This is a genomic window from Bacillus sp. EKM501B (assembly GCF_011800505.1).
Lineage (GTDB): Bacteria > Bacillota > Bacilli > Bacillales > Bacillaceae_G > Bacillus_A > Bacillus_A cereus.
Window position 1 is genome coordinate 294322 of sequence record NZ_JAALFZ010000004.1, and the last position, 26070, is coordinate 320391.

Genomic DNA, 26070 nt, shown 5'->3' on the forward strand with positions numbered 1-26070 from the left:
CATGTCTACATAAAAATAAGTAAAAGCACTCGTTTAAAGAGTGCTTTAAAATGGATACCAAAAGTTTTGAAATACGTTTAATTTTAAATATACCGCAACAATAAATATGAAAATACCGGCAAATAAAGCGATGAAATCTTCACGTTTCGCCTTACTTGTATAAAACCATGTACGTTTATCCTTCTTTCCAAATCCTCTTAAATCCATTGCATTTGAAACCGTATCTATTCTTTCTAGAGAATGAATGATTAGTGGCCAGAAAATTAAAACACGGTTCTTCATACGAACCCATAAACTTGCTTCTCCTTTTTCAAAAGCCACTCCTCTCGCTTCTTGCGCGTGTTTAATAATTTTATACTCAGACTGGATGTCAGGAATATAACGTAGTGCAATATTTATTGCATAAGTAATCTTATAATGAATACCAAGTTTACTTAAGTTACTTACAAATTCACTTGGATCTGTCGTGTAAATAAAAAGAAGTGTAAATGGTAATAACGTAAAATACTTTAATGAAAGTGTAGCTGCATAAAATAATGTTTCATATGTAATCGTTGCATATCCAACATGTAAAAACGCGGTATATGATTCAGTTAATTCAGATCCATGAGTTGGTGTAATCAATAAAATCATGACAGAGTTTAATAAACTAAATGTAAATATGACACTAAAAACAATTAAAATTTTACGAAATGGAATTTTAGCAATGCTGAGCCCGATACACCCAATAATAAATAATATTAGCAACACCCGAAAATCAAAAAACAAAAAAGTAAGCGTCATACAAAAAATAAATAAAAACAATTTCACTACCCCATCCATACGATGAAAATATGTACTATGCACCTTCCTCCCTCCTATTACTGTCTAAATAAAGCTCCATAAATTTTTCTGGACATGCAATCCCACTAAATTTAACAAGCTTGGTTAAAGAACTCTCTCTTAAGTTGGCTCTTTGTAACGTTTCTTGATCGCCTAATACATCAAACACTGTATTATCCGCAATAATTTTCCCTTCATGTAGAACTACTGCACGGTCTGTATATTCTAGCGCGAGATTCATATCGTGAGTGATAAAAACAAATGAAATTCCCTTTTTAGCTAGGTTTTTAATAAAAGCCATAAATTGTTTATAGTGATAATAATCTTGTCCCGCTGTCGGTTCATCTAATATGATAAGTTTAGGATTTGTTGTTAATACAGATGCGATTGTTAATCTCTTTTTTTGCCCATAGCTTAGTGCTTGAATTGGCCAATTACGAAATGGATATAAACCACAAATTTTTAAAGTTCCTTCTACTCTATTCTTAATTTCTTCCTTAGAAAAATTATGTAATGTTAATGTAAATGAAACTTCTTCAAAAACAGTAGGCTGTGTAATCATATGATTTGGATTTTGCATCACGTAAGATATGATTTCCCCACGTTTACGAATAGACCAAGAACTAATATCTTCACCTTTTAACAAGATTTTCCCATTTTTCATTTTGTTTATGCCTATAAGACTATGAGCTAATGTTGATTTCCCTGCTCCATTATGTCCTAACAGTGCCACAATTTCTCCTTCATATATTGAAAGGTTTACATTTTCTAATACTTTTTGTTTATTAGAGTATGAAAATGATAAATTCTCCACTTTAAGTAATTCCTTGTTTTTAGTATTCCCTTTTAATATGACTTGTTTCTCCATCCACTCTTTTATAACATTGCTTACCTTTTCTTTTTGAAGGTTTTCCATTGGATATATTACGTCATTATTACTATCAAAATGTAATCTCTTTAATGCTTCGATGTAAATAGGCTCTCTTAAGCCGATACGTGGTAATATATTTGACGCTAAGATTTCTTTTGGTGTTCCTATCGCAATGACTTTACCTTCATCAATTAATATAACTTTGTCTAAATCCAGGTTTAAAATTTCTTCTATTCTATGTTCGATAATAACAATCGTTTTATTATATTGTTCATGTATATCTTTCATAAGTTTTATCGTATGTAAGGCGCTTAGTGGATCTAAATTAGCTAACGGTTCATCGAACAATAATATATCCGCATTTGTTGTTAATAAACCCGCTAGAGAAACTGTTTGCTTTTGACCTCCTGATAATTCATGTGGACTTTGTTTATGAAACGTATGCATCTTCACCTTTCTTAATGAGTCCGAAACAATCTTTTTCATGTCATCTTGCTTTACACATTCATTTTCTAAATAAAAAGCTACATCTTCTTCTACTGTCAGACCAATAAATTGAGCATCTTGATCTTGCAAAATTGTTCCTACCTGTTTACTTTGTTCAAAAATACTTCCTTCCCTCGGGTCTTTACCGGCAATTAAAACGTTACCTGTACTATTCCCTTCGTAAGAAAATGGGATTAGCCCATTTATACAATGAGCTAATGTCGACTTTCCTGAGCCACTTCGTCCAGCAATTAGCACTTTTTCCCCAGGGTATATATGAAAGGTAATATCACTTAAAGTAGGCTGCATAGCATGCCCATATTGAAAGGTGAATTGTTCAAACGAAATAATTGGTTGCATGTTAACATCCCTACTTTTCAATTTTTAAATGTGTATGTTTCTTATTGGATTTCGCCAAACCAATTGTAAGTGGCAATCCAAGTACTAAGAAAACGATGACATCGGAAATTGTTGCTCCTAATACTTGTATAACAATTTTGTCAAATGGTTCTCCCATCACAATAATATCGAATGCCCCAGCAAATATAATAGCAATGACAATACCAACTAACCCAGTAATTGCTAAATAAGAAATATCCCCCTTGTTAAATGACCCGTTTTTCACACTAAAACCAACTCTTTTTTGAATAAGCCCCATTGAAAAACCAATAATACCTGAACTAATAACCCAGCCCCACCAAATACCCCAGCCAGCAATCGTATCTGTTACGGTATGACCGATAAGTCCGATTAACAGTCCTGCCACTGGACCAAATAATGCTCCAAAAACAGTTAATATAGCTAATGCTGGTTTAATAAATGTATTCGGTGCAATAGAAAATCCCCAAAGTCCTAATATCCCGTATAATGCTGCTCCAATACCGATTGCTACTACTAACTTTGTTGATAATTTGTTCATGACAATTCCCCTCTCATATTAGTCAACTTTTATTACTCTATATTTAATTTAAAAATGAATTATGCATCGACACTCCCTTTCTATACAACAAAAAAATGACCTCTTACATAAGAGGTCATTTTCTTTCACGTTCAAGAATCCTCTTATCTTTCAAAAAACACATCGTGTCCTCTGCGGAATTAGCACCTTCCTATAAAATTGCATAGGGGTTGCTGAGGTTTCTTAGGGCCGTTCCCTCCACCTCTCTGGATAAGTATTAATTTGTAATTCGTATTATGGCACTAAAGAATGTAAATTTCAACACTTTTCTTACTATTTTTATTTTTTTGTTAAATAGATCATTTAAATCATTGTATTCTTATCGGAATTATGAAATAATAAATTCAAAATCGTTTCGGGAGGAATGCATTATGAAAGTTATTGGTTTGATTGGAGGATTAAGTTGGGAATCTACATCATTATACTATAAACATATTAATACACTTACACTCTCTCAATACGATCAAAATGCAAAGTTAGTTTTATATAGTATGGACTTTGGTGAAGTAACTACTTTATTACAAAATCATCAATATGAAGAAGTGAAAAATGAACTAGTTACAGTTGCAAAGAAAGTTGAAAAATCTGGGGCTGAATGTTTATTAATGTGTTCAAATACCGTACATCTATTTGCCGAGGAAGTAGAACAAGCAATATCTATCCCGCTTCTTCACATTGGTGATGTAAGTGCTAAAGAAATGGTAGAACAGAGTATAAAGCGTATCGGACTATTAGGAACAAAACAAACGATGGAGCAAGATTTCTATAAATCACGATTAGCGAAATATAACATTGAGACAATTATCCCAAATGAAGAGGAAAGAACCTTTATCCACCATGTCATATTAGATGAATTAAGTAGAGGGATCATTTCAGAAACATCTAAAGAAAAGTTATTACAAATTACAAAATCATTAATTCAAAACGGCGCTGAAGGTATATTATTAGGCTGTACTGAAATACCTTTACTTATCTCCCAAAATGATCTTACTGTTCCCGTTTTTGATACTGCTTTTTTACACGCAAATACTGCTGTGCAATTTGCTGGATAAGAATATACAAGCATAAAGGTGAGAACCTCTATGCTTGTATACAGTTACGACTATTTATCCCGCTATTTATGGGTAGTAAAATCCCTACCGATTAAAGTTTTACTTTATTTAAAAGAGATTCAATAACTGCAATTGCTTCTTTTGAACCACCACATTCTAAAAAGCTATCATTAAGTTTTCTTATACCATGTTTATACTTTTCATTTGAAAGAACATCTGTTACGGCCTCTTTTAAAGTGTGCACATTAACATGTTCTTTCAATAGTCTATGTGCCGCTTCAAGCTCAGTTAATCTTTGCGCTATCATTGGCTGGTCTTTATCATGCGGTATTATTACAAATGGGACATTATAATGAATGGCATCGTGTACGCTATTCATACCGCCATGTGTAATAAAAACATCTGCTTCATTTAATATTTCTGATTGAGGTACATATGGAGCAATTATAAAATTATCTGGTGCTTTCTTAATTTTAGAAATATCATTTCTATCACCAATTGCCATTACAACTATCCCATCAAAATCTGAAAAAGTATCAATACAAGTATTAAAGAATGGTTCGAGTCCTTCAAGCAGTGTTCCCATTGAAATATAAATAACTTTCTTTTCTTTAAGTGATTCCAGTGGAAACTTTATATTTGTTTTACGCTTTGAAATACTCGGTCCAATAAAAATGTTATTTTCTCCGAACGATTCGTTATTAGGTTGGAAATAGCGACTTGTGTATACGAGACAAACATCACCCTTATTATTCATAAATTGAAGATTATTCTTTGGTTTTACTCCAAATTTATGTTCCATCTGATTTAGTAATTTTTCAGAGATTTCCTCTGGTTGGAATGGCATATCTGCATTTGGATGAAAAGGTAATGTCTTCAAAAATTCTGGCGGAATTAAAAATATAGGTGAGGACACTACACCTGGAACTTGTAAATACTCCTTTACTAACTCTCCTGCGCCAAATATATCATAAATTACGAAATCAAAATTTATACTTTCACATAATTGTTTCGTAATTTCTAATATATATAAAGAAGTTTGAACATGCACATGAAAGAAAGCATTTAACCCAGATGAGGTTTCAGCATCAATAGAAATCTCTTTTAATAGATCCGGATGAATATGTACAGTAGCTCCTAAATCTTCAATTCTATCCTTAAAGTTTGCCGTTGTAATATAATGTACGTTATCCCCTCGTTTAGTAAAAGCTTTTACTAAATTTAATGTAGGGTTTACATGTCCCTCTGCTGGAAAATTAACCACTAAAATATTTAGCACTTATTCCTCACTCCTTACATTTCATTGTTTTAATTAAGCATACTGTTATTTGTACAAGTAATCTTCCCCTAATAGTCCTAATATGCTTGCTACATTATATTGATAAATAATTTTCAGTCATCAACATAAAAAAAGCATCTACCTATGTAGATGCCTAACCGTGATAAGGAGTGTTCTGTGAGGTTAGAACAAGCTTTTCTGCTTGTCCTATGCTATTAATATATGATTGATTTTATAAAACGTGAATAGTTAATAGAATTATTTTATCCATTTTATATGATCAAATGGATAAAATACCATTTCTACTTTACCTATTATATTTGACTCATCAATAAGTCCAAGTGTATTCCTACTATCTTTACTATGATTACGATTATCACCTAACACAAATAATTTATGCGTAGGAACTTTTATTTCTCTAAAATTTGAAAAACGATTGGATACTTGTGACATATCTAAATGTATATACGACTCATCACGCTTTTTACCGTTAATAAATACCTCATCCTTTTTTAGTTGTATATTATCCCCCGATAATCCAATAATTCGTTTCACATAGTAAGTAGGCTCGTCTTCTTTTTTTATAATGACAACATCTCCATGATGAAAAGACGATAAACAGACATTTACCTTATTAACAAGTATATAATCTTTTTCATTCAAAGTAGGTTGCATCGAAATTCCTTCTACCATACAAAATAAAAAGGACTTATTAATAAAAATAACCCCTATTATAATTAATATGTAGCTACATATGTTCCTCCAATATTTTAGAATAAACAGCTTCATATATACCTCATTTCTAATCTATCCCCAGATAAAAACGCCTCTAGTTTACAGGAATGCTAGAGACGTTTCGTACATTTTAATTCTCTTTAGAGGCATCTGTTTTTGGCGCTTCACCAGTTAACCGCTTATTTTTCAAATCAAAATAAGCATCTAAAACTTCTTTTCCAATATCGGAGTTAATGCCCGATTTATCATTTTCAACCCACGGTACTACAACAGAAAATGCTACTTCTGGATCATCATATGGCGCATATCCAGCTAATGTTAAGTTATAACATTCTCTACGATCGCCTTTCGCATTTCGCCCAATTGCATTTTCTCCACCATATACAGTTTGTGCGGTCCCTGTTTTACCAGCTGGTTTATATGGTGCTTTTTGGAACGCTCTTACTCCTGTTCCATCTCCTTCTTGAAATACTTTTCTAAATCCTTCTTTTACTTGATTAATATATTCTTGTTTCATATCGATTCTATTTAAAACAACGGGTTCTATTGATTGTACTACTTTACCAACCTCATCTTTTTGAACGGTTTGTTCTCTAATCTCTTGAACAATTTGTGGTTTCATTCGATATCCTCCATTTGCGATAGTCGAAATATATTGTGCAAGCTGAAGTGGTGTATACGTATCATATTGCCCAATAGAATAATCTAATAAGAAACCAGGCTGATTATCTTTTTTTCCAATTTGCCCTGCAGTTTCATTTGGTAAATCAATACCAGTTTGTACACCTAGTCCAAATTGCCTGAAATAATACCTCATTTTATCAAAATATTCTTGTTTAATATCTAGTGAACTATTTTTTACATAATCCACGCCAGCAATTTTTAATGCTATATTAAACATATAAACGTTTGAAGAAACTTGTAACGCTCTTAGATCGTCTATATCACCAAAATTTTTCCAAGACTTCTTTTCCTTAGTTCCTTTAAACTTCATAGGTGCATCATAAAAATGTGTTCCAGGAGTTATTGCATTTGTTTCAAACCCTGTTAACACTGTCGCACCTTTAACCGTTGATCCAAGCTCATATGAACTTGTCAGCGTGCCTAAAGCATAATCTTCTACTTCCATTTTCCCGTCTTTTTCTACAAGCCTTTTCCCAGCCATTGATAATACTTGGCCATTTTTAGGATTCATCATCACTACGAAAGCACGGTCTAACATTGATTCTGATCCTTTATATTGTTTTAATATTTTTTCTATGCTCTCCTCTACTTTTTTTTGCAATTCCATATCTATTGTTAAAGTTAAATTTTTACCGCTTTTTCCTTCCGAAACCGTTTCCGTTCTAATAGTATTTCCTTGTTTATCAGCAATGCTTCTTACTTCTTTTTTTGTACCATGAAGTACATCTTCGTATTGCTGTTCGATATAACTTTTGCCGACCCTATCATTTCGGCTATAATCACGCACTAAATAATAATCTAATCGTTCACGTGGCAATCCTTCATCAGCATTTGAAACGTTACCAAGGACAGAACGGAATAATCCATCATTTACATAGATTCTCTCCCAATCAACTGATGCGTCTACTCCTGGAAGGTTCGCTAAATTTTCACTAATCACCGCATATTCCTGTTCACTAACGTCCTTTTTAATAATTTGAGGTGCCATTTGAAAACCTGAGGTCATTTTACTTTTAATAGCTAACACTTCTATATCTTTAGCCGTTAGTTCTTGAAGATTTTTATCTGTAACGCGTTTCCTTTTTAAATCTTCTATTTTTTTGTCTAGCTCTTTTCCGGTAATATCCTTATCTCGGAACTTATCTATTTCTTTTTTTGATACTAAGTCTTGAGCCAGTTCTGGATTCAATTGCATCCAAAAGTCTTTCTTATCAGTCTCAGTTAACTTATCTATATCTTCTTGTGGCATTTCAATAATATCTGCAAGTTGTCTTGCTGATTTTAATATTTCTTCTTGTTTTACCCCTTTCACCTTTGTATATGTAATCGTACGTAAAGACTTATTATCAACTACTGGATTTCCTTCACGATCAAATATTTTCCCACGTGGTACAGAAAGGCCCACGGTTGCATTTTCTCTCTTCTCTAATTCATTTTTATATGTTTCTCCATCAAAAATTTGCACTTTCCCTAACTGAATAATAATGCCAGAGAATAATAAAAATACACAAAGGAATAAAATATTTAACCGGAGAGGTACTACTCTACCACTTTTCTTCTCTTGCTTTTTCACCTTGTCATAATCTCCTCCTTACAATATTTCAAATAATAATCACATTTCTATATTAAAAGTAATGTACAATTTCTATACATTGCTTTGTACAAATATTAATATAATGTTTAAAACTTAATAGAAATTAAAACAAAGGTAAAGAAAAGGTAAAGTTTACTAAATTAAATATAAAAAATACCCAATAACAAAAAGCTTAGTTTTCACTAATCGCTTTGTTATTGGGTATTAATTGATTTAAGAATTACTACTAGTGCGTATTGCTATACATTTGTCGTCACAATTAGAAAGAGATTGTTTACTTAGTACTTTCGGTAAGTAAATAGTTACTGTTGTCCCGACACCAACCTCGCTCATGATACTAATTGTCCCTTGATGACTTTCAATAATTTTATAACTTAACATTAATCCAATACCAGTCCCTTTTTCTTTCGTACTATAAAAAGGTTCACCTAATCTCTTAATTCTTTCTTCAGGTATTCCTATTCCTTCATCTATTACATGAATGATGACACCATCATCATTTATTTCTTTTATGTGAATTGAAATTTCCCCACCATTTGGCATAGCTTCGATTGAATTTTGCAAAATATTAATAAATACTTGTTTCAATTGATTTTCTGAGCATTCAATAATTATATCTTTGTCATCCGTAAATAATTCAACTTGAATATTTGTCATAATTGCTTTTGTATTCATTAACGATACGACATTTTTAAAAATTTGATAAATATTTTTCTTTTCTGTATTTATCTCATCTGTTTTAGCAATTGCCAGAAATTCTTGCAGGATCGCTTCTATCCTTTCAATTTCAGAGAGCATAAGATCAAAATATTTTTCTTGATCTTCTTTATTAATTTGAAATAACTGTATAAAACCTTTAATTACAGTTAAAGGATTTCTTACTTCATGAGCCACGCCAGCTGCTAATTGACCAATTGCTGCAAGCGTATCTGATTTATTTAGCAATTCTTCTGTCTTTTTTCGCTCTGTAATGTCGCGTACAATAATCATAATTTTATCATGTAATAATGGTAAGCACCTAGCCTCAAAGAAATCAATACTTCCATTAAGTGTGAGTGGATATTCTACAATTACATTCGTTCCTTTTTCCTTCACTTGATTAATGGCTTCCTGAAACTGCTGTGCTACTGAAGATGGTAATACTTCGTAAAACTTTTTTCCCATAAAAGCTTCTGCGGGTACGTAAAACTTTGTAGGAGATCCTGCCTTGTATTCTATAATTGTGCCATCATCTTCTGTTAAGAAACATAAATCTGGTAAAGCTTTAAAAATTAATTCCAGTTCAGATGTTTGTTGTTTTAACTGCTCTTCTATCGCTTTTAAATGTGTAATATCTACACCAACAGCCCAATAACTATATCCTGTTACAGGAAACTGTTCTGATATATTCGACCACATTATTGTTTTGATTTCACCATTTTTACATGTTAAGTGCATTTCCCAATCTCTGAAATTTTTTCCACAAGTTAAAAATTTCTTTTGTATTTGATGGCGATAATTATAATCAGGATACAATAATTGCAGTGCATTTGGATTTCCAATTATTTCTTCAGCGGTATAACCTGTTACAATTTCACATTCTCGATTCCACAAAACAAAATCTCCATTATAATCAAGCGCATCGACCATAACAGGCATGTTTTGTAAAATCGTATGTAGTTCCTCCTCTTTCCGAGAAAGCAACGTTGTACTTTTACTTTGAAATACTTTTATTGGGCCATCTAAAATTAAACTTGAGAGCATTTCAAAGTATTTTTGACAACTGAAAATTTCACTTTTTTTGGACCATACAACAAAAGATCCTAAATGTTGATTGTATAAGAAAATGGGGATTTCAATCTTTGGAAGTTTACTCTTTTTTATCTCATTCATTCCGAATGAAAAAACACATTCTTTTTCAGCATCAAGAAGTTGATGTGATATATTAGTTAATTTATAAAATTGTTCTGCCATGGTTTCTATTGTACTCACATCAATAAGTTCCATTAGCCGCGAATTCATTCCTTTTTCACCTCAATATGTAAAATTAATACAAATCTAAAATTCATACTTCTCCATTATACGAAGAAAGCTAGTGTAGGTATATAGCTGTAGAATAATTATTCGAACAAATTTTATTTTTCAATTAAAATAAGAAAAGAATATATATACTGAATATACCTTTAATTAGTATATATTTCGTTGATTCCTCACTTATTGTCTAGTAACTTAAATTCCTCCTTACATTCACTGAATTTTCACTTGAGAGTCATACACGTTACTAATAGCGGTATAAACATGCAATAAGTATAAAGTTCATAAAATATTCACAATTTTTATGAAAAATATAAACATTTATTCCAATATATTCTATATAATAAAATGTAATAAGGCTTCTATGAATCTCATAGAATACCTTACCCCTAATAAAAAAGAAAAAAGAATCCATTTGGATTCTTTTTTCTTTTTTAATTACATTACATATTTATATAAAGCATGTGCCACACCATGTTCTTCATTTGATAACGTTTCGTATTTACACATTGCTTTTATTTCTTCTACTGCATTCCCCATTGCAATTGATATGTTCGCTTTTTCCATCATAGAAACATCGTTTAGCCCATCACCTATCGCTACAGTGTTTTCAACCGGAATATTAAGATGTTCTGCTAAAGTATATAATCCATTCCCTTTTTGAGCATCTCGATGATTAATCTCTAAATTGTGCCAATATGAAGATGTAATTGCTAAATCTGTATTATGAAGAAATGTTTCTTTGAGTTTTTTTAATTTCTCAATTTCATAAGAAAATGGTAATAGTTTATGCACATGTATATCTGTTTCTACAATTGGTTTACAACTTTCCGCACTATGAAACGCTGTATGCTCAAGATATAATGCTGCGATTGTTTCTAACTCTTTCAAGTCGAAATTTTCTTTTGAATTCTTCACATGCTCAATTTCATTACGTACACTCTCTACTCCATAATCCGGTACATACACACCTTTATCAGTATAGAGCTGATAATATAAACCATTCTCTTCAAGATATTCTACAATTTCAAGTGCCTGCATATTTTGAATTGGATATCTCTTCATCATTTTTTTATCTTTATATATAAGAGCACCATTTTCCGCAATGATTGGACACTCTAAATCAACTTCTAACAATAATCGCTCAATGTCAACAATTGAACGTCCTGTACAAATTGCTACAACATGGCCAGCTTCTTGACATGTTCGAATTGCTTCTGCATTTTCTTTACTTATCATTTTATTCCCCGAAAGAAGAGTTCCATCTAAATCAATTGCGATTAATTTCATTATTTCTTCACCACTTTCTATAAATACACGAGTTCTAATTAATTATTAGGTATCGTTTTCATACAATCCTCGTGAGGTACTTCTTATTTATAATTTATGAAAAGCGTTTCAGGTCAAGAAATAATTAAAAATAAACTCCAAAGCTTTTCTTTTTAAAAAAGCTTTGGAGTTTAAACTATGAATTATAACTAATGTATTTTGTCTCACACATGTACACATTTTTTTCTTCAGTTGGGATATATACTTTAAACTTTTCTAACCGTTTTCCATAGACATGAATCGTAATAACGCTTTCATTTTTGCTAATTTCAAGAATATGACAATCCGCTGGTGGAATTACTTTATCTGTTTCTCCTTCTCCCAAATAAAGATTTCCTGTATGTGTTAAATAAACAAGTGAATTTCCAAGTTGTTTCGTTTGTATAAAGTTCTGCACCATAATCCTTCCTGAAAAAACGCCTTCTACTCCCCATGTGCCGTCATGATCATGTAAAGGTGTAGATTGTCCATCTTTCCATACGAGAGCTAGTACTTCAAAACGTTTGAGCGGATCTTCATACAATAAATGTCGTGCATATTGAGTCAAATTGGCCTTCTGTTTATCTAACGGAAGCCATGTTTTCTTTTCTAAAAGTTCTTCTAGTAACTTTTCAATGCCACACACTATTTCTTCTTCAAATAAACCGTTTTCCATAAGATCTGTAACACCTTTAATAAACTTTTGAAATGATTTACTTCCATTACAAGTCAACATAAGAATCCTCCTCTACGTTTTATACAATTCCATATTAAGGTGATTACCGAAAACTCACAATTGAGAAACAAAAAACAAGATGCAAATGTATGCACCTTGTTAAGATTTTTATTTAGCTTTCAATCGAATAGGTAAGTATTTTAATGTTTGTTCATTTTCCAATATACATTTTTCTAAACAGAAAGATGGAGATAGCTCTATTTTTTCAAAAGCATTTATAAAGGTAGTTAATGCAATCTCAGCCTCTAAACGTGCAAGTGGTGCTCCTAAGCAAAAGTGAGGACCTTTCCCAAAGGTTAAATGCTTTTCATTTCCTGTTCGATGTACATTAAATTGAGAGGCTTGTGAAAATTTTTTCTCGTCTAAATTCGCTGCACTAACCCACGCAACAATCATCTGATCCTTTTTCATTAAAGAACCAAATATATTTGTATCCTCTGTAATCCTCCGGGCTAATGTAACAGGAAAGCGATAGCGTAATACTTCCTCAATCGCTTTTGAAATTAAGTTAGGTTCTTTTCTTAACTCTTCATAAATTCCAGGTGAATCTACTAAAAAGCAATAAAAGCTATTAATAATTAAATTTGTAGTGGTTTCATTCCCAGCTGCTAGTAAACCTAATGAAAAGGTTACAATTTCTTCATCGGTTAATCTTTCGCCTTCATATTCAGCTCGAATTAAATCAGAAATGATATCATCGGTTAAATGATATCTCTTTTCCTGAACAATCGGTAGAAGGTATGCTTTGAATTCATTTAATGCTATCCCTTTCTCAGCATCCAGATCATTAAACTTTTCTTTACTATACGGCATAAATAAAATATCAGACCATTCTTTAATTTTTTTACGATCTGTTGTTGGGACTCCTAATAAATCAGAAATAACGGTAACAGGTAAAGGTGCAGCAAACTGTTCAACGATATTAACTTCACTACATTTTTCGATATGTTGTACAAGTTCATCTGCGATAGCCTGTATTCGAGGTTTCCACTGTTCTAAACTTCTTGGAGTAAATGCCTTAGAAACAATGGAACGTACATTGCGATGTTCTGGTGGATCTGTAGAGTTTATATTTATTCTAGTTTCTAAAGGAGGGATTGAGAATTGTCTGCGCTCCCTTCTACTTGAAAATAAGCGATAATCTGATAAAACACGATTTACATCATCATATAAAAAAACATTCCATACATCCTGCTCTTCATCATAATGAACTGGGTGATTATCCCTCATCAAACGATACCATTCATATGGATTCCATAATTCTTCTTTTGTTTTCAGCTTTGAAATTTCATGAACTAAAATAACATTTTCAGGTGAAGCCATAGTTCTTTCCTCCCTTTTCTTTTACAATAAAAGTGATAGGTCGGCAGTTCAAAGTTGTATAAACTATCATATGTTATTTTAACATATACTAAAGGGGATTTTTCATTAGAGAACTTGAGAAATATATAAGGGGGATTTTTATGTACGTTGATATTTTACTACTAGCAGAATTAACGACCGGACCAAAACATGGATATGAAATCAAAAAAAATGTTCAAAATCGTTTAGGTGAGAATTTTGAATTAAATCACAACATGCTTTACCCTGCCCTTCGGCGCTTTGAAAATATGGGTGCTATAACGAAAAAAATACATAAACAAGTTGGAAAACCAAACCGAAATATGTACGATATAACAGAAACAGGAGAAGAAATTTTTTCTGAAATGTTACGAGAGTTTCCCGAAAAACTTGCGACAAATAATGCAGAATTTCTTGTTCGTATCGCGCTATTTGAAAAACTTGAATATGAAGCTAGAAAAGAGATTTTGACTGTACGTCAAAACGTACTCCTTAGTCAACTTACCGCTATTCAGTCTCTAGAGGTTACCTCAGCCTTTATTACTGAAGTCATTGAATTTAGTAAATCACGAATTGAACATGAATTGAGTTGGATTACATCACTTATGAAGAAAATATGAAAAAATAACAAAAAAAGCTAAAATTAATGAATGAAAATGATATTTATTATCAATACTATCATTAATAAAAGGGCAACCACGATTTGGCTACCCTTAAAGAATTTACACTTCTGGATCGAATGTTTTGCAATCTGTTTCTTCCGTTGTAGATGCATGTTTACCTTTATGACTTACTACGTAAATTGCCTCTGCACTACATTTATTACCGTTCGCCCAAAATTTACAGTTGTTTACTTCACATAAAACGTCTTGTGCCATAGTATCACACCTCCTTGTTCTATTATCATTAACAAAATTCGGAGGTATGATACTATTTGTCATCCATTTTTCATTCCCTTTTTAGCTTTCTTAATGGTTCAATATCTCCGCGTACAATAGCATCAATATTTCCAGTTATTTTTTCAATATCAAAATGCCACCATTGAATTTGCAATAATTCTTGAATTATTTCATTTGAAAATCTCTCTTTTATTTTATTTGCAGGGTTTCCACCAACAATTGTATATGGTGCGACGTCTCTAGTCACAACAGATTTAGCTGCAATGATTGCACCATCCCCTATTTTTATTCCGGGCATAATTGTTGTATCCATACCAATCCAAACGTCATTTCCTATAACTGTATCACCTTTATAAGGTAAATCAGACAAACTAGGTGTATACTTCTCCCACCCATTTCCAAATATATTAAATGGATATGCCGAAAATCCATCCATCCGATGATTGGCTCCGTTCATAATAAAGTTAACTCCAGATGCAATACAACAAAACTTTCCAATAGTAAGGCGATCTCCAAGAAATTCATAATGATGTAATACTCGATCTTCAAATGTTTCTCCATCTTTCGCATCATAATAAGAATAGTCACCAACAAGTATATTAGGTTTTGTTATTATATTTTTTATAAATTGAACGTTTTGATTGCCTTCAATAGGGTATTTAACATTGGGATTAGGATTCATTTTGTATAGCACTTCCTTTACCACTTATTTCACTTTCTACCGCTATTACTGGCTTTAAATTGTATATAGGTAAAATAAACAATAATCCAATTATAAAAAGTAAAGCCGTCCCTTCATACATCATACTTAATGAAAACATCTCTTTTAATGAGCCAGCTATACTCATCGTTACTACCATTGAACCGGTAAAAAGCGGACTTAAAATACCATTTACACGACCTATAAAATCGGTATCGCTATTTTGAATAATAAGCGTATTAATACCAATTTGGATACAAGGAAGAGCTAAACCACTAAAAAGCTGCGCTGTAAGTGTCACCCATAAATTTGTAGAATATCCTATAATGCCAATACCAATTGCTTGACCAAGCATACCGATAATTAACATCTTTTGCGGAGCAACGTTTTTCGCAAATACCATTGCTAATGCTCCGCCAACAATCATTCCCGCACCATTTACTGTTAGTAGCCACTGTAAACTCTCTTTTGATAATCCTAACTGCTCAGTCACAATAAATATACCTAATGGCTGAATTAATCCTATACCTAGTCCGGCAGCCATAAAACAAAGCCCTAGTAAAGTTAATGCTTTTTTCTTTTTGACATACTTAATACCATCCTTCATCTCCTGCAACAGAGTGATATCCTTCTTTTCTACGTCGTTTTCAAGATCTTTCGGAAGGAATAACAATACAACTGCCGCAAGTAAAAACGAAATACCTGTTATGATGATTGAAATATAAATTCCAAAACTATGAAAGATAAATGTCCCTAGTATTGGTCCTAATACCATAAATATTGCAAATATCGTTTGATATATAGACATTGCTAATTGAATTTGTTCCGTTGATAAATGTTGTTTAAACAACTTCATTCCAGATGGTTGTGAAAACTGTGAAAGGATTGCAGAGATGAGTGTCACAAAAAACACAATTTTCCACGTTCCAAACATAAGCGTAATTAATACAGCGAATACTGAAATGGAACTTAACGTTTCACACCATATCATTGTCTTCTTTGGCTTCCACCTATCAGCAAAAGTACCGCCAATAAATGAAAAAATAAAAATTGGAGCGAATTCAGCAACTGAAATCATCGAAATAGCAAAAGCATCACCTTTTGTCATTTCCATTACATATAGTAATACCGCAAAGTTTCGAACCCATATTCCTATTTGTAAAAATAATGCTGATGCTAAAATCCCTTGAACAAACCGATTTTTTAATACTTGTGATACCCCATTGTTTTGTTTCGTTACTACATTTGTCGACATAAAAAAGCCTCCTATTTCATGTTCTGAACAGGAGGCAGCACAAATCATATAAAAAGACTATATATTCGCAGAGCGAAATACATCCCTTTTCTATAAATGTACAGACTAACCCTATTCAGAAGAATATTTCGTTTTTTAACGAAGATCTCTTACAAATAGAATTAGTTGATCATTGGGATGTTTTCACCCTTCCGTTTCGAATTTAAATAACACATACATACTCTATGTAAATCATTTTCGATGTATGCATGTCTCCTTTTAACTATTCTAGAAAGTTAAAGGCAATTCCTCTAAAGAACGCATTAAATAGTTACCTTGCCATTTAATTTCTTCACGATTCCCTTTTATTTGTAGTTCAGGCATTCGATTAAACAAAGTAGTAATAGCAATCTTTGCTTCTAACCTCGCAAGTGGAGCGCCTAAACAGAAATGGCTACCATGACCAAAGGCAATATGACGATTATTTTCCCGAGTAATATCGAATACTTCTGGGTTTTCAAATACAGTTTCATCACGATTTGCAGAAGCTAAGGCAATGACAACCATATCTCCTTTTTCGATTGTTCGGTCGTGAATTTGAAAAGGTTCCGCTGCCCATCTTGCAGTTGTAACCTCAACTGGAGAATAATAACGCAATCCTTCCTCAATAGCCGAATCAATTAGTTTTGGATTATCTTTTAATAACTGTAATTGATTTGGATTTTCAAGAAGTGCTAATACCGTATTTGTAATTAAATTCACTGTCGTCTCGTGTCCTGCTACAATTAATAGCATTATCATTGAATATAGTTCCCGAGCGCTAAGTTTATGCCCTTCACTCTCTGCAAGTATTAAAGCACTCACTAAGTCTTCTTTTGGCTCTTTTCGTTTAATATCAACTAAATATTGAAGATATGTAATAAACTCAGATAGTTGTTTTTCGGTCTCTTTTATTTCTTCAGGTGTTTCTGGTGATGCAATAACAGCATGAGACCAAATTCTAAATTTCGCTTGATCTTCTTTTGGAATACCGAGCATCTCACTTATTACAATAATCGGTAATGGAAATGAATAATCATCCACAAGATTTAATGTACCTTTTCGCTCTATATCACTTATCAAATCATCTGCTATTCTCTCAATTCTTTTGTCTAATTGTGCAATCATCTTCGGTGTAAAAGCTTTTTGAACTAAAGATCGTAAACGACTGTGGTTAGGTGGATCTGAATTTAGCATATGCGTTGTTAAGTGGTCACTATTATCAACGGAAAGATACATGTTCTTTATATCTTGAGAAAACACATTTGTCCAATCTTTTTTTAAACGATTATCTTTTAAAAGTGGCAGAGCATCTTCATATCTAGTAATGAGCCATTCTTTACCGATTTCAACTTGGTTTACAAATAATATAGGTTGTTTTTTTCGCGATTCTTTATAAATTTCATACGCATCTTCTTTAAACTGAGCTGAAGCTAAATTAATGCCATCCTCTATGCTTAACCCAACTTTGTTTTTCATTGACATTGTATTCCCTCACTCTCATTTGTTTTTGAAAATCAACCCAACATATGCATTATACTCTAATAAAAACGTGAAAATTGTAAATTTTTAATCAAAATCTTACTTCGTATATTGAAAAATAAAAAAGTGAGAGAGTAAAATCGTTTCACTCTCCCACTTCTCTTTATGCGAAGCACATAAAATTACTAATTTGTTGATAGCGATAACTTACTTTACGACGACGACCACCTTGCCACGTGTAACCTGACACTCCATTTCTTCTCACTTCAGTCGGGAAGAACCATAAATCTCTTCCGAAAGGACCAGGACGATGTAAACGTAAATAGCCCCATCTCCCTAGACAGTTACACATCCATGATTTCATATTACCTGGTTGTGCTGGAGAAGCAAATGTAGACGGTAACGACGGCGCTTGTGACGGAGGTGGTGACGTTGGAGCATCTTCTGCATCATCTGGTCTGTAATCTTCTTGTTCAATATCTCTCACTTCATTTGTAGGTTCATACCCGTAGTCATGTGGATTATAATACATCGCTTGATCATATGGATAATTTTGTTGGTTATACATATTAACAAATCACCTTCTTTTCATTCATTACCTTTACCATTCATATGTGATATGCCCTCTCTGGGAAGCTTATGTATAGCCCAAATTCAACTTAAAAAGCTCGTATTATTAAAAATACGAGCCTTTCAAAAATAGAATGTGTTTATTATTTCCTTAACTTCACACTATAAAAACGCATTTCATCTAACGAACCTTCAAATTCAAATACTTCTTGTTTAATTAATTGTTTCAAGCGATATTCTAAGAAAGTATCTCCAACTAACTGTTCAACAAGACCAAGTGCTTCACCAATTACTCTAGGAGCTTTAAGGAACTCTCGATCAGCACCCACACTTTTCGCGCATTCAATTATAAATTGATCAAAATAATCTTCCTGTACAGAATGCACTTCATTTTCTTTCCAAACTCTTAAACATTCTATGCTTTCCGATAATCTATCCCACTCATTTTCAAACTTCATGCGCTTCTCTTCAGTTAAATAAGGTAGCTTTATAAAACTTTTTTGGAATAGAGCTAAACTTTCAGGTGGTAATTCTCCCGTTCCACGAATATCATACTCTTGTTTTAATATTTCTCTACTTGCTTCAGACGTATTAATAACTCGAATGTTTTTCTTATCCTTTAATTGTGCCATTACAAAACTTAGGCCTACATGTTCATGTGCATTATCAGCCTTCCAAATTGTAATAGGCGTTTCAACAGGAATAGTATGTAGTTCTTCTATAGTTGCTATAAATCTTGATAAATATTCTTCTTCAAAATAACTATCATAAGCAGTTAAGTTATTTATTAACCACTTCTGTCTTGCTAGTTGCCCCTCATTCGTATGCAACCTATATATCGGTCCAATTGAAAAGAATTCCGAAAAAGCAACAACACTCTCTTCAAATAATTCTTCTTGACTTAACATATATTTTAAGCAACCAGCCGTTGAATCATCAAAAGCAATATGTACGTGCGTACTTTCTTTTACATTCCTTATATAAGTAGGATTACTCGTTAATTGTTTCGGAATATCCATCAAATTTTTAATTGTATCTTCACTGTAGTTTTCTTCTAATAAGTTTAACTGTATGAGAATACTTTGAAGTAAATCTTTAGCCTCATCTTCGTACATATCCTCTACAGCATTTTTAATTTTATCTATCACACAAATCCCTCTATTCATTTCAAAAATAACGTAGATTATAGTGTATCATTTTAGTATAGTTCTTTAAAGTCAAATCCAGATTGCTACAGCAATCTGGATTTTCAACAAAAGCTCTCCTTATATTTTTGAATTGCTAAATATTTTACTTTGAAAATCTTTGTATCTAAATGTATAATTATATAAAAACAAAAATATAGGAGCTATATTTATGGAGAAAGTACTTACTAATTATAAACATTACTTAAAAAATTGGAGATTTATATTTATTTGCATACTACCTGCTATTGCCTTATTCATTACTTTCTATGTCATCTTCGAACTACTGTTTCATCAAAATTTCTACTTATCTAACTTAATTTCTGCTATCATATTATTTTTAATATTTATTAACGTTAAAGATAAATTTAACATTAAAGGCTAAAGAACACTATTTCAAAATAGCCCTTTATTATTGCATCCTACTATAAAATAAGACTCGTAGTAGATTTTCATAAAAAATAAGAGCACCCTGCAATTGGATGCTCTTATGTGATTAGAGGTTTTTTCTGAGTATTAAGTAGGACACGAAGATTTTGTCCTACTTAATACTATATGCTTGTACTTATTATTTCGTGCATGTATTAAGAACCATGTTCAGGTACTTAATATATGCATAGTCATTGCTATAAAATCTACTCAAATATTTACTGTACGATTATCATATTTATAAATTAAAAAACATCCCTAATGGATGTTTTTTATCTAACATTTTAAGCTTCCATAAACTTAGCCGGTACACCAATTTTTTCAACTACAGAAGATATATTAGTAGGATTAATCATTACATTTTCAATACATACTAATTTATTTTCTAATATCCCATTCTCTGTAGTAATAAGTTCTTTAAACCGATCTAAAGTCATTGAGAATTTATGTTCACTTCCACCATTCATACTAACTTTTACATACTTCATAGTGTCACCGCCTTTCATAATAATTTACATTTCGACAAGAAGGCGCTTACATCCTTTTTATTTACTCTTAGATTTCTCACGTTTACATATATGTTGAGAAAAGAAACTACTATTATTCACTCACAAAATTATTGCTAATAAGAAAGATAAAGATAAAAATGCACAAAGTGGAATATATAAACCGGTATCCATTCTTGCAAAGTGCGTATCTTTTTGTCGTTTAAAGATACCAAAATAGTTAAACTCACCAATCACTCTAATAGAAAAGACAATCATACAAATCCAGGAACCGACTTGAATAATAACATTAGGAACTGCAAAATGAACAATATTTGCTTGTTGCAACAAAATTATTGCTGCCATACTTAATAATAATGCAATGAACAATGTCATTCGGGCGCGAGGTGTAAACGCCTTTTCCCCTGATTTAGTTGGAATAACACTATTTGTCCCCCAATTACCTCCGAAAGCCCAATATACATGTAAAAAGCTAACTAAGAATAATATGCAAGCAGATATATATGTAATGATAAGCATTTTATCCTCCCCTTATTTTAGTTCCTATCTATAAAATATGCTATTCCCCTCCGCAATAGCAACCTTCATTTCATTACATAAAAAAACCGTAATGATTTATCAATATTAAGATAAGTCATTACGGGGTTATTAAACTTCATTATGCATTATACCTATTTCTTCGGCGTTCCATCCTTGTTTGACCTTGAACTGCATTTTCTTTGTATGGATCTATTTTCTCTGTCATTTCATATGTTGCAACTGGTTCTTCGTACTTATATTCATGGATTTTTTCTGGCATTTTACTTTTAGATTCTTTCCCACCAAACTTAAATAGTTTCATCTTTAATTTCGGTAATCTTGGAAGACGAATCTTAAATGATAATCTTTTGCGTTTCTTTTTTGGTCCAAGTAGATTTATATTTTCTTTATTATTATCTTTCTCTTTGCGGTGAATGAACATCGCAAGTAATCCTCCTATTACAAGTCCTCCAATTAATAGTAATATATATACATAATGGCTTGTCATTAAACTCGTTATGCGTTCAAGTATGACTAACGACTGTACTTCTTTTATATCCCATAGTAAAGCGGCCCATAATGAGAATAAGCCCAAAGTAAGTCCATATGTACGAAAACGGAATAAACATGGAATTAACGCGACACATGCAGCAATTTTCGCATTTGCTATGATTGAGCTTGTTGAAATATCTTGATGCCAAATAACTAACAGTAATGTTATAAATGGCGCATACGCTATCCAACTGCATATACGTGAATACATCTTTTTAGCAAAATAACTACCGAAACTAGTAAAAAATAAAAGCCCTCCAATATATATAGATTGTTCTAGAGGGATTTGCTTTGTAAGTCCTGCAATTGGAAAGAGGCCGCTCAGTAGCATTAAGAGCACATCTAATTTCTTCACAATTCCCCATTCCTTTCAAATTTTTTCAATTAATAAAAATCGTTTTTCCATATGAAATAGTTTTTGTATTTCTAAAAAACATATTAATCCTGTCTGCACATAAAGTAAATATGTAAACGAAAAGATACTTGACAAAGGATATCCTTATTTACATGAAAAAATGACAAATCCTGATCGATATAACGAGCAGGATTTGTTTACTAGTATTTAAAGTAGAATAATTGAATCTTTCTTTTCTACTTTTACTACATCTACATCCAATTCATCATCAAATTCTTTAAACTCTCTTGCATCTATGTCAGTAATATAACTCTTTATTACCTTTTCCATATGCATGGAATATGTCATGTGTACATTCTTTTTCGAAAGCATACTAGAATTACAGCACATGTAATGTATCATTTTAGCGATATAATCCCTTTCTACAGGTTTTACACCTAATGGTAGAATTTCAAGTATATATCGCTGAAAAATCCCACTACAATTAAGTGAATATTCACCAGTGCTATAATACATCCCTTTTTGATCTGCATATAAGCCAATGCTATCTAGAGCATCATCACATTCTATTACACCGTAACTTGGTACATCAAAACCTGTATTTATTCTAATAATATTTAAATTTGGAACCTTTAACACCTCTGGAACAATATCAGGTAAAATATCTGTATTAATTTCTTTATTTTGTAACTTTTTTATCCAATACCTTCTCAAATTTGCATCTACAATGAAGTAAACTTGTTCATTTTGTTCTTTTGCATATTTTACAATTTCCATTAATGTTTCGGAAACATATTGTTTAAAAAGAGCTCCCATATCATTTCTCTTTGATGGTTGTGGTAAAAATGCATTATGTTTATTTATATTTAATAATACGTAATCAATCGTTTGCCATTCTGTATTCCCATATAATTTATATAAAATTTCTTTTCCTTTTATTTTTGAAAGAATAGGTAAGAAATCAAATTTCGATATTCGTTCAATTGATAAATTAACATATATACAAGGTAAATTTATCTTATTCCAACTACGCTTCAAAAATCCTTTTTGCTCTAATAAACTAAAAACACTATTTACAATTGTTTTACGCGATACACTTTGGCCTATAAATAAATTAATAAATGTTGAAATACGGTTTGCTCGTGCAAATCCCTCTCTAATGATTTGTTTTGGATCAATTTTTTCTCGTCCATCACAATTTTTCAATGCGATTAATGCTAATGTCGCATCACTGCGCTCGCCCGCGGTAGCATAGACAGCTTTCGTAACATCATCTACAAGATTTGTTTTATATTTTTGGCAATATTGCATTTTATATGGATTTTGTAACACCTTTTCAATATTGTATCTCACAACCTTTAATAACACTGGAAAATCTGTATTCAATACATAAGTATTTTCACCAACTTTAGTCAAAATAATTTCACTATCAAGTAATGCTTGTTCTATTTCCAGCACTATATTTTCAGACCAAACCTCTAATGTTAATGTCTCTAATCCTTTTGGTGCAAATAAAGGAAATAATTCATTTTTGTTATTTGTTGCTACCTTTTTACATTCTGGAAGTATTGTGAAATAAGAGAATTTACGCTGAAATTCTTTAAATAAATACTCTCTTTCCTTTACTTTTATACCCGGTTCTATTTTAGTACCTTGAACTTTATAAATTCTCTCATTGTATGGAAATAACACCCTTTTATTTTCCCCTACAATATAATCTTTCGGATATTGGAGAATATGGTCTAAATCCACCTCTCCCCCTATTTGAAAATCATCTTTTAAATTTCTAAATATTTTAATCCATTTCATACCGGTTGTAGCTTGTTGTATTTTTAGTTTTACAAACCGTATTTTTTTATTATTTGACGCAAACTCTGAGGTAGAAATCAATATCATGCCTCGTTTCCGTCTTAAAAGTAAAGGAATATCTGGATGATTATATTCTTGATATTAAGACTGTTTTTATGAGCATTTCGTATAAGTATGATGTAACTGATTAAAGCTATTTTCAAAGACGACATATCAGCGATAATTTATATCTATTCTGTATAAGTGTTAGCAAGTTCGTTTGCAAACTTGTTAGCACTTTTTTATTTAAATAACTCATACATTTCTTTTTACTTTACTGATTATATTTCCAATTGCGTACTAATTATGTAGGTTCGTCTACCTACCATATTTTAGACAAAATAGCCGGTACGGATTGATGCCAACAGGGTAATGGCAATATAAGTCTTCTTTCTTCTATTATTTTATTTCCAAGTATGTATATCATATTTTTTATTAATAGAATAAGAGAATTTAATAGTAATGACGATAAATTCATATATCTTATTTATATATTTTATGTTATAGTTTCATATGTTAATTAATTACAATATTTTTCAAAAAGAGTATACATAGTCATATCAATCATGTTATTTGGGATAGGTTGTTCTTTAAATTAGGAATTAAATAAAGAATCATAAAAACGCACTAGGTACAACTAAGAAAGAAACGGGATAAAGAAAAAGTCATGGGGGACTAGTAATGAAACATAAAGTGTTATCGGTAGCATTACCAATTTTGCTAATTAGTGGAGTAGGTTGTTCAAAAGAAGATACAGAAAAGAAAAAGACTGATAATTTACAAGTAGCTGAAGCGGAATCTAATAAAAAGGCCTTAGAGACTGTAAACAAAGAAGTAGATAAACTACGCAAAGAAAAAGATGAATTAGAGAAGAAAGTAGCTGAAGCGGAATCTGATAAAAAGGCTTTAGAGACCGCAAACAAAGAAGTAGATAAACTACGCAAAGAAAAAGATGAATTAGAGAAGAAAATAGTTAAAGAACCAGGAATCAAAGAACAAGAAAGAAAAGAAAAAGACCCTCTAACAGATGTCCATGGCCCTATAACGATAAAACAGTATCAAGAAAAGATGGAGACACTTGTTAATCAGTTTTCAAGGGAGCTGCAAGCTACAAAACCGATATTTGCAAAGGATCAAACATTAAAAACAAATCAAATGGAGTTAAAGAAACAATTTGAAGTAGTCAAGGGAGAACTTAGGAAGTTAAAAGAACTTGACCCACCTAAGGCTTATGATTATTTCAAAGTGCAACTAAGAGACGATGCTAAAGTAATTGAAATATGCATAGAACAAATATTTGTAGGTTTAGATGAAAAAGATACTGAAAAGGTTGATTCAAGTTTAAAAGCTATGTATGGATATATAGATACTATGGGTTTGACACTAAACGAAATAAGAAAATTAGAAGGCTAATCCTTAGAAAAGAGTTATTTGTTAATGAAATATAAATTACTAAATTTATCTACCCCTGTATTTCTTGTACCAGGGGTAGATTTGAGAATGATAATAACATAAGGTAAGGTATTAAATTTCGTTGAAGTTAAAAAAATAATGAATGCTATTAAAAAAAGAGAGTTCCCTATTGGTAACTCTCTTTTTCACTGCACATACGCATAGGCTTCATTTGCTTTTAAATTGTATGTTTCACCTTCACTATTATTATGCACTTTATTTCTCACTAAACTATTCTTTTCTATAAAATATTTAGTATATGCATAGACTTCATTTGCCGTTACATAGTATCCCTTTTCTATTGTGTAATTTATATTTGGCACCATTATTAATATGCAATATTGCATGTTGGTACAATATATATAAATGTTGTAATTTACATTTAACCCCTGTAAAATTTAGGGTGTAAAGAATATTATAGG

At 31.7% G+C, this 26070-nt stretch carries 24 protein-coding genes and 1 riboswitch; of the genes, 4 read left to right on the forward strand and 20 right to left on the reverse strand.

The window, feature by feature from the left end; all coding sequences use genetic code 11:
- Positions 1-45: 45 nt before the first annotated feature.
- Genes HFD78_RS12495 through HFD78_RS12505 form a run of 3 tightly spaced genes read right to left on the reverse strand, consistent with a single transcriptional unit; the run spans position 46 to position 3098 of the window.
- A complete protein-coding gene (locus tag HFD78_RS12495; protein ID WP_000556377.1) occupies positions 46-846 on the reverse strand; it encodes an energy-coupling factor transporter transmembrane component T family protein in 801 nt (266 codons plus the stop codon).
- Positions 839-2539, reverse strand: coding sequence for an ABC transporter ATP-binding protein (locus HFD78_RS12500; RefSeq protein ID WP_001182520.1), 1701 nt, complete (start codon positions 2537-2539; stop codon positions 839-841). Before HFD78_RS12500 ends, HFD78_RS12495 begins: the two co-directional genes overlap by 8 nt.
- Before the next feature lie 10 nt (positions 2540-2549).
- Positions 2550-3098 (reverse strand): ECF-type riboflavin transporter substrate-binding protein, encoded by a 549-nt coding sequence (locus HFD78_RS12505; RefSeq protein ID WP_001038210.1) that lies wholly within the window; start codon positions 3096-3098, stop codon positions 2550-2552.
- Positions 3099-3238: 140 nt separating this feature from the next.
- A riboswitch (SAM riboswitch) is annotated at positions 3239-3354 on the reverse strand.
- Between the two features lie 154 nt (positions 3355-3508).
- Between HFD78_RS12505 and HFD78_RS12510 the strand changes: the two genes are divergently transcribed.
- Complete coding sequence (locus HFD78_RS12510; RefSeq protein ID WP_000864399.1) at positions 3509-4189, forward strand: aspartate/glutamate racemase family protein; 681 nt, start codon at positions 3509-3511, stop codon at positions 4187-4189.
- Between the two features lie 91 nt (positions 4190-4280).
- Here the strand turns inward: HFD78_RS12510 and HFD78_RS12515 are convergent, their stop codons facing one another.
- From HFD78_RS12515 to HFD78_RS12545, 7 genes are all read right to left on the reverse strand, one after another.
- Positions 4281-5468 (reverse strand): macrolide family glycosyltransferase, encoded by a 1188-nt coding sequence (locus tag HFD78_RS12515; protein ID WP_000932165.1) that lies wholly within the window; start codon positions 5466-5468, stop codon positions 4281-4283.
- 258 nt (positions 5469-5726) lie between these two features.
- Positions 5727-6257: a signal peptidase I gene (gene lepB / locus HFD78_RS12520; RefSeq protein WP_000765192.1), complete on the reverse strand. Its 531-nt coding sequence runs from the start codon at positions 6255-6257 to the stop codon at positions 5727-5729.
- Between the two features lie 76 nt (positions 6258-6333).
- A complete protein-coding gene (locus tag HFD78_RS12525; RefSeq protein WP_000743767.1) occupies positions 6334-8460 on the reverse strand; it encodes a peptidoglycan D,D-transpeptidase FtsI family protein in 2127 nt (708 codons plus the stop codon).
- A gap of 234 nt (positions 8461-8694) precedes the next feature.
- Entirely contained in the window at positions 8695-10482 is a 1788-nt protein-coding gene (locus HFD78_RS12530) for a PAS domain-containing sensor histidine kinase (RefSeq protein ID WP_142326999.1), read from the reverse strand.
- A 450-nt stretch (positions 10483-10932) separates the two neighbouring features.
- Positions 10933-11784: a Cof-type HAD-IIB family hydrolase gene (locus HFD78_RS12535; protein ID WP_000766385.1), complete on the reverse strand. Its 852-nt coding sequence runs from the start codon at positions 11782-11784 to the stop codon at positions 10933-10935.
- Positions 11785-11959: 175 nt separating this feature from the next.
- Positions 11960-12538 carry a cysteine dioxygenase family protein gene (locus HFD78_RS12540; RefSeq protein ID WP_000954437.1) on the reverse strand — a complete coding sequence of 193 codons (579 nt, stop codon included), beginning with the start codon at positions 12536-12538 and terminating at the stop codon, positions 11960-11962.
- Between the two features lie 108 nt (positions 12539-12646).
- Positions 12647-13861: a cytochrome P450 gene (locus tag HFD78_RS12545; RefSeq protein WP_000168014.1), complete on the reverse strand. Its 1215-nt coding sequence runs from the start codon at positions 13859-13861 to the stop codon at positions 12647-12649.
- A gap of 140 nt (positions 13862-14001) precedes the next feature.
- Between HFD78_RS12545 and HFD78_RS12550 the strand changes: the two genes are divergently transcribed.
- On the forward strand, positions 14002-14499 hold the full coding sequence (locus HFD78_RS12550) for a PadR family transcriptional regulator (protein ID WP_000289123.1): 498 nt from the start codon (positions 14002-14004) through the stop codon (positions 14497-14499).
- Positions 14500-14601: 102 nt separating this feature from the next.
- On the opposite strand, the gene HFD78_RS12555 is transcribed toward HFD78_RS12550, so the two are convergent.
- From HFD78_RS12555 to HFD78_RS12580, 6 genes are all read right to left on the reverse strand, one after another.
- Positions 14602-14757, reverse strand: a complete 156-nt coding sequence (locus tag HFD78_RS12555) for a DUF1540 domain-containing protein (protein WP_000046095.1) — start codon at positions 14755-14757, stop codon at positions 14602-14604.
- Between the two features lie 70 nt (positions 14758-14827).
- Positions 14828-15460 carry a Vat family streptogramin A O-acetyltransferase gene (locus HFD78_RS12560; protein ID WP_001069249.1) on the reverse strand — a complete coding sequence of 211 codons (633 nt, stop codon included), beginning with the start codon at positions 15458-15460 and terminating at the stop codon, positions 14828-14830.
- Entirely contained in the window at positions 15450-16733 is a 1284-nt protein-coding gene (locus tag HFD78_RS12565) for an MFS transporter (RefSeq protein WP_000106395.1), read from the reverse strand. Before HFD78_RS12565 ends, HFD78_RS12560 begins: the two co-directional genes overlap by 11 nt.
- Before the next feature lie 267 nt (positions 16734-17000).
- Positions 17001-18236 (reverse strand): cytochrome P450 family protein, encoded by a 1236-nt coding sequence (locus HFD78_RS12570; protein ID WP_000062127.1) that lies wholly within the window; start codon positions 18234-18236, stop codon positions 17001-17003.
- 160 nt (positions 18237-18396) lie between these two features.
- Positions 18397-18801, reverse strand: a complete 405-nt coding sequence (locus tag HFD78_RS12575) for a hypothetical protein (RefSeq protein WP_000282680.1) — start codon at positions 18799-18801, stop codon at positions 18397-18399.
- Between the two features lie 145 nt (positions 18802-18946).
- Positions 18947-19951: a DUF1835 domain-containing protein gene (locus tag HFD78_RS12580; RefSeq protein ID WP_097862758.1), complete on the reverse strand. Its 1005-nt coding sequence runs from the start codon at positions 19949-19951 to the stop codon at positions 18947-18949.
- Between the two features lie 208 nt (positions 19952-20159).
- On the opposite strand from HFD78_RS12580, the gene HFD78_RS12585 reads away from it, so the two are divergent.
- Complete coding sequence (locus HFD78_RS12585) at positions 20160-20372, forward strand: hypothetical protein (protein WP_000416825.1); 213 nt, start codon at positions 20160-20162, stop codon at positions 20370-20372.
- 328 nt (positions 20373-20700) lie between these two features.
- On the opposite strand, the gene HFD78_RS12590 is transcribed toward HFD78_RS12585, so the two are convergent.
- The 4 genes from HFD78_RS12590 to HFD78_RS12605 all read right to left on the reverse strand — a co-directional run bounded on the left by HFD78_RS12590 (position 20701) and on the right by HFD78_RS12605 (position 24238).
- Positions 20701-20904, reverse strand: a complete 204-nt coding sequence (locus HFD78_RS12590) for a hypothetical protein (RefSeq protein WP_000878372.1) — start codon at positions 20902-20904, stop codon at positions 20701-20703.
- A 120-nt stretch (positions 20905-21024) separates the two neighbouring features.
- Positions 21025-21441 (reverse strand): DUF3995 domain-containing protein, encoded by a 417-nt coding sequence (locus tag HFD78_RS12595; protein ID WP_000905575.1) that lies wholly within the window; start codon positions 21439-21441, stop codon positions 21025-21027.
- Between the two features lie 139 nt (positions 21442-21580).
- Positions 21581-22348, reverse strand: a complete 768-nt coding sequence (locus HFD78_RS12600; RefSeq protein ID WP_000732183.1) for a DUF3959 family protein — start codon at positions 22346-22348, stop codon at positions 21581-21583.
- A gap of 207 nt (positions 22349-22555) precedes the next feature.
- A complete protein-coding gene (locus HFD78_RS12605) occupies positions 22556-24238 on the reverse strand; it encodes an RNaseH domain-containing protein (protein WP_000626123.1) in 1683 nt (560 codons plus the stop codon).
- Positions 24239-24877: 639 nt separating this feature from the next.
- On the opposite strand from HFD78_RS12605, the gene HFD78_RS12610 reads away from it, so the two are divergent.
- The gene (locus HFD78_RS12610; protein ID WP_000681207.1) at positions 24878-25609 is read left to right on the forward strand and encodes a coiled-coil domain-containing protein; all 732 of its coding nucleotides are present in this window, start codon (positions 24878-24880) and stop codon (positions 25607-25609) included.
- The last annotated feature ends 461 nt before the right edge of the window (positions 25610-26070 follow it).

Excerpts from the sequence above, each read along its gene's own strand:
- HFD78_RS12500 (WP_001182520.1), bottom strand. The coding sequence starts at position 2,539 with ATGCAACCAATTATTTCGTTTGAACAATTCACCTTTCAATATGGGCAT.
- HFD78_RS12505 (WP_001038210.1), bottom strand. The coding sequence starts at position 3,098 with ATGAACAAATTATCAACAAAGTTAGTAGTAGCAATCGGTATTGGAGCA.
- HFD78_RS12510 (WP_000864399.1), top strand. The coding sequence starts at position 3,509 with ATGAAAGTTATTGGTTTGATTGGAGGATTAAGTTGGGAATCTACATCA.
- lepB (WP_000765192.1), bottom strand. The coding sequence starts at position 6,257 with ATGAAGCTGTTTATTCTAAAATATTGGAGGAACATATGTAGCTACATA.
- HFD78_RS12530 (WP_142326999.1), bottom strand. The coding sequence starts at position 10,482 with ATGAATTCGCGGCTAATGGAACTTATTGATGTGAGTACAATAGAAACC.
- HFD78_RS12535 (WP_000766385.1), bottom strand. The coding sequence starts at position 11,784 with ATGAAATTAATCGCAATTGATTTAGATGGAACTCTTCTTTCGGGGAAT.
- HFD78_RS12540 (WP_000954437.1), bottom strand. The coding sequence starts at position 12,538 with ATGTTGACTTGTAATGGAAGTAAATCATTTCAAAAGTTTATTAAAGGT.
- HFD78_RS12545 (WP_000168014.1), bottom strand. The coding sequence starts at position 13,861 with ATGGCTTCACCTGAAAATGTTATTTTAGTTCATGAAATTTCAAAGCTG.
- HFD78_RS12550 (WP_000289123.1), top strand. The coding sequence starts at position 14,002 with ATGTACGTTGATATTTTACTACTAGCAGAATTAACGACCGGACCAAAA.
- HFD78_RS12555 (WP_000046095.1), bottom strand. The coding sequence starts at position 14,757 with ATGGCACAAGACGTTTTATGTGAAGTAAACAACTGTAAATTTTGGGCG.
- HFD78_RS12560 (WP_001069249.1), bottom strand. The coding sequence starts at position 15,460 with ATGAATCCTAATCCCAATGTTAAATACCCTATTGAAGGCAATCAAAAC.
- HFD78_RS12565 (WP_000106395.1), bottom strand. The coding sequence starts at position 16,733 with ATGTCGACAAATGTAGTAACGAAACAAAACAATGGGGTATCACAAGTA.
- HFD78_RS12570 (WP_000062127.1), bottom strand. The coding sequence starts at position 18,236 with ATGTCAATGAAAAACAAAGTTGGGTTAAGCATAGAGGATGGCATTAAT.
- HFD78_RS12575 (WP_000282680.1), bottom strand. The coding sequence starts at position 18,801 with ATGTATAACCAACAAAATTATCCATATGATCAAGCGATGTATTATAAT.
- HFD78_RS12585 (WP_000416825.1), top strand. The coding sequence starts at position 20,160 with ATGGAGAAAGTACTTACTAATTATAAACATTACTTAAAAAATTGGAGA.
- HFD78_RS12590 (WP_000878372.1), bottom strand. The coding sequence starts at position 20,904 with ATGAAGTATGTAAAAGTTAGTATGAATGGTGGAAGTGAACATAAATTC.
- HFD78_RS12595 (WP_000905575.1), bottom strand. The coding sequence starts at position 21,441 with ATGCTTATCATTACATATATATCTGCTTGCATATTATTCTTAGTTAGC.
- HFD78_RS12610 (WP_000681207.1), top strand. The coding sequence starts at position 24,878 with ATGAAACATAAAGTGTTATCGGTAGCATTACCAATTTTGCTAATTAGT.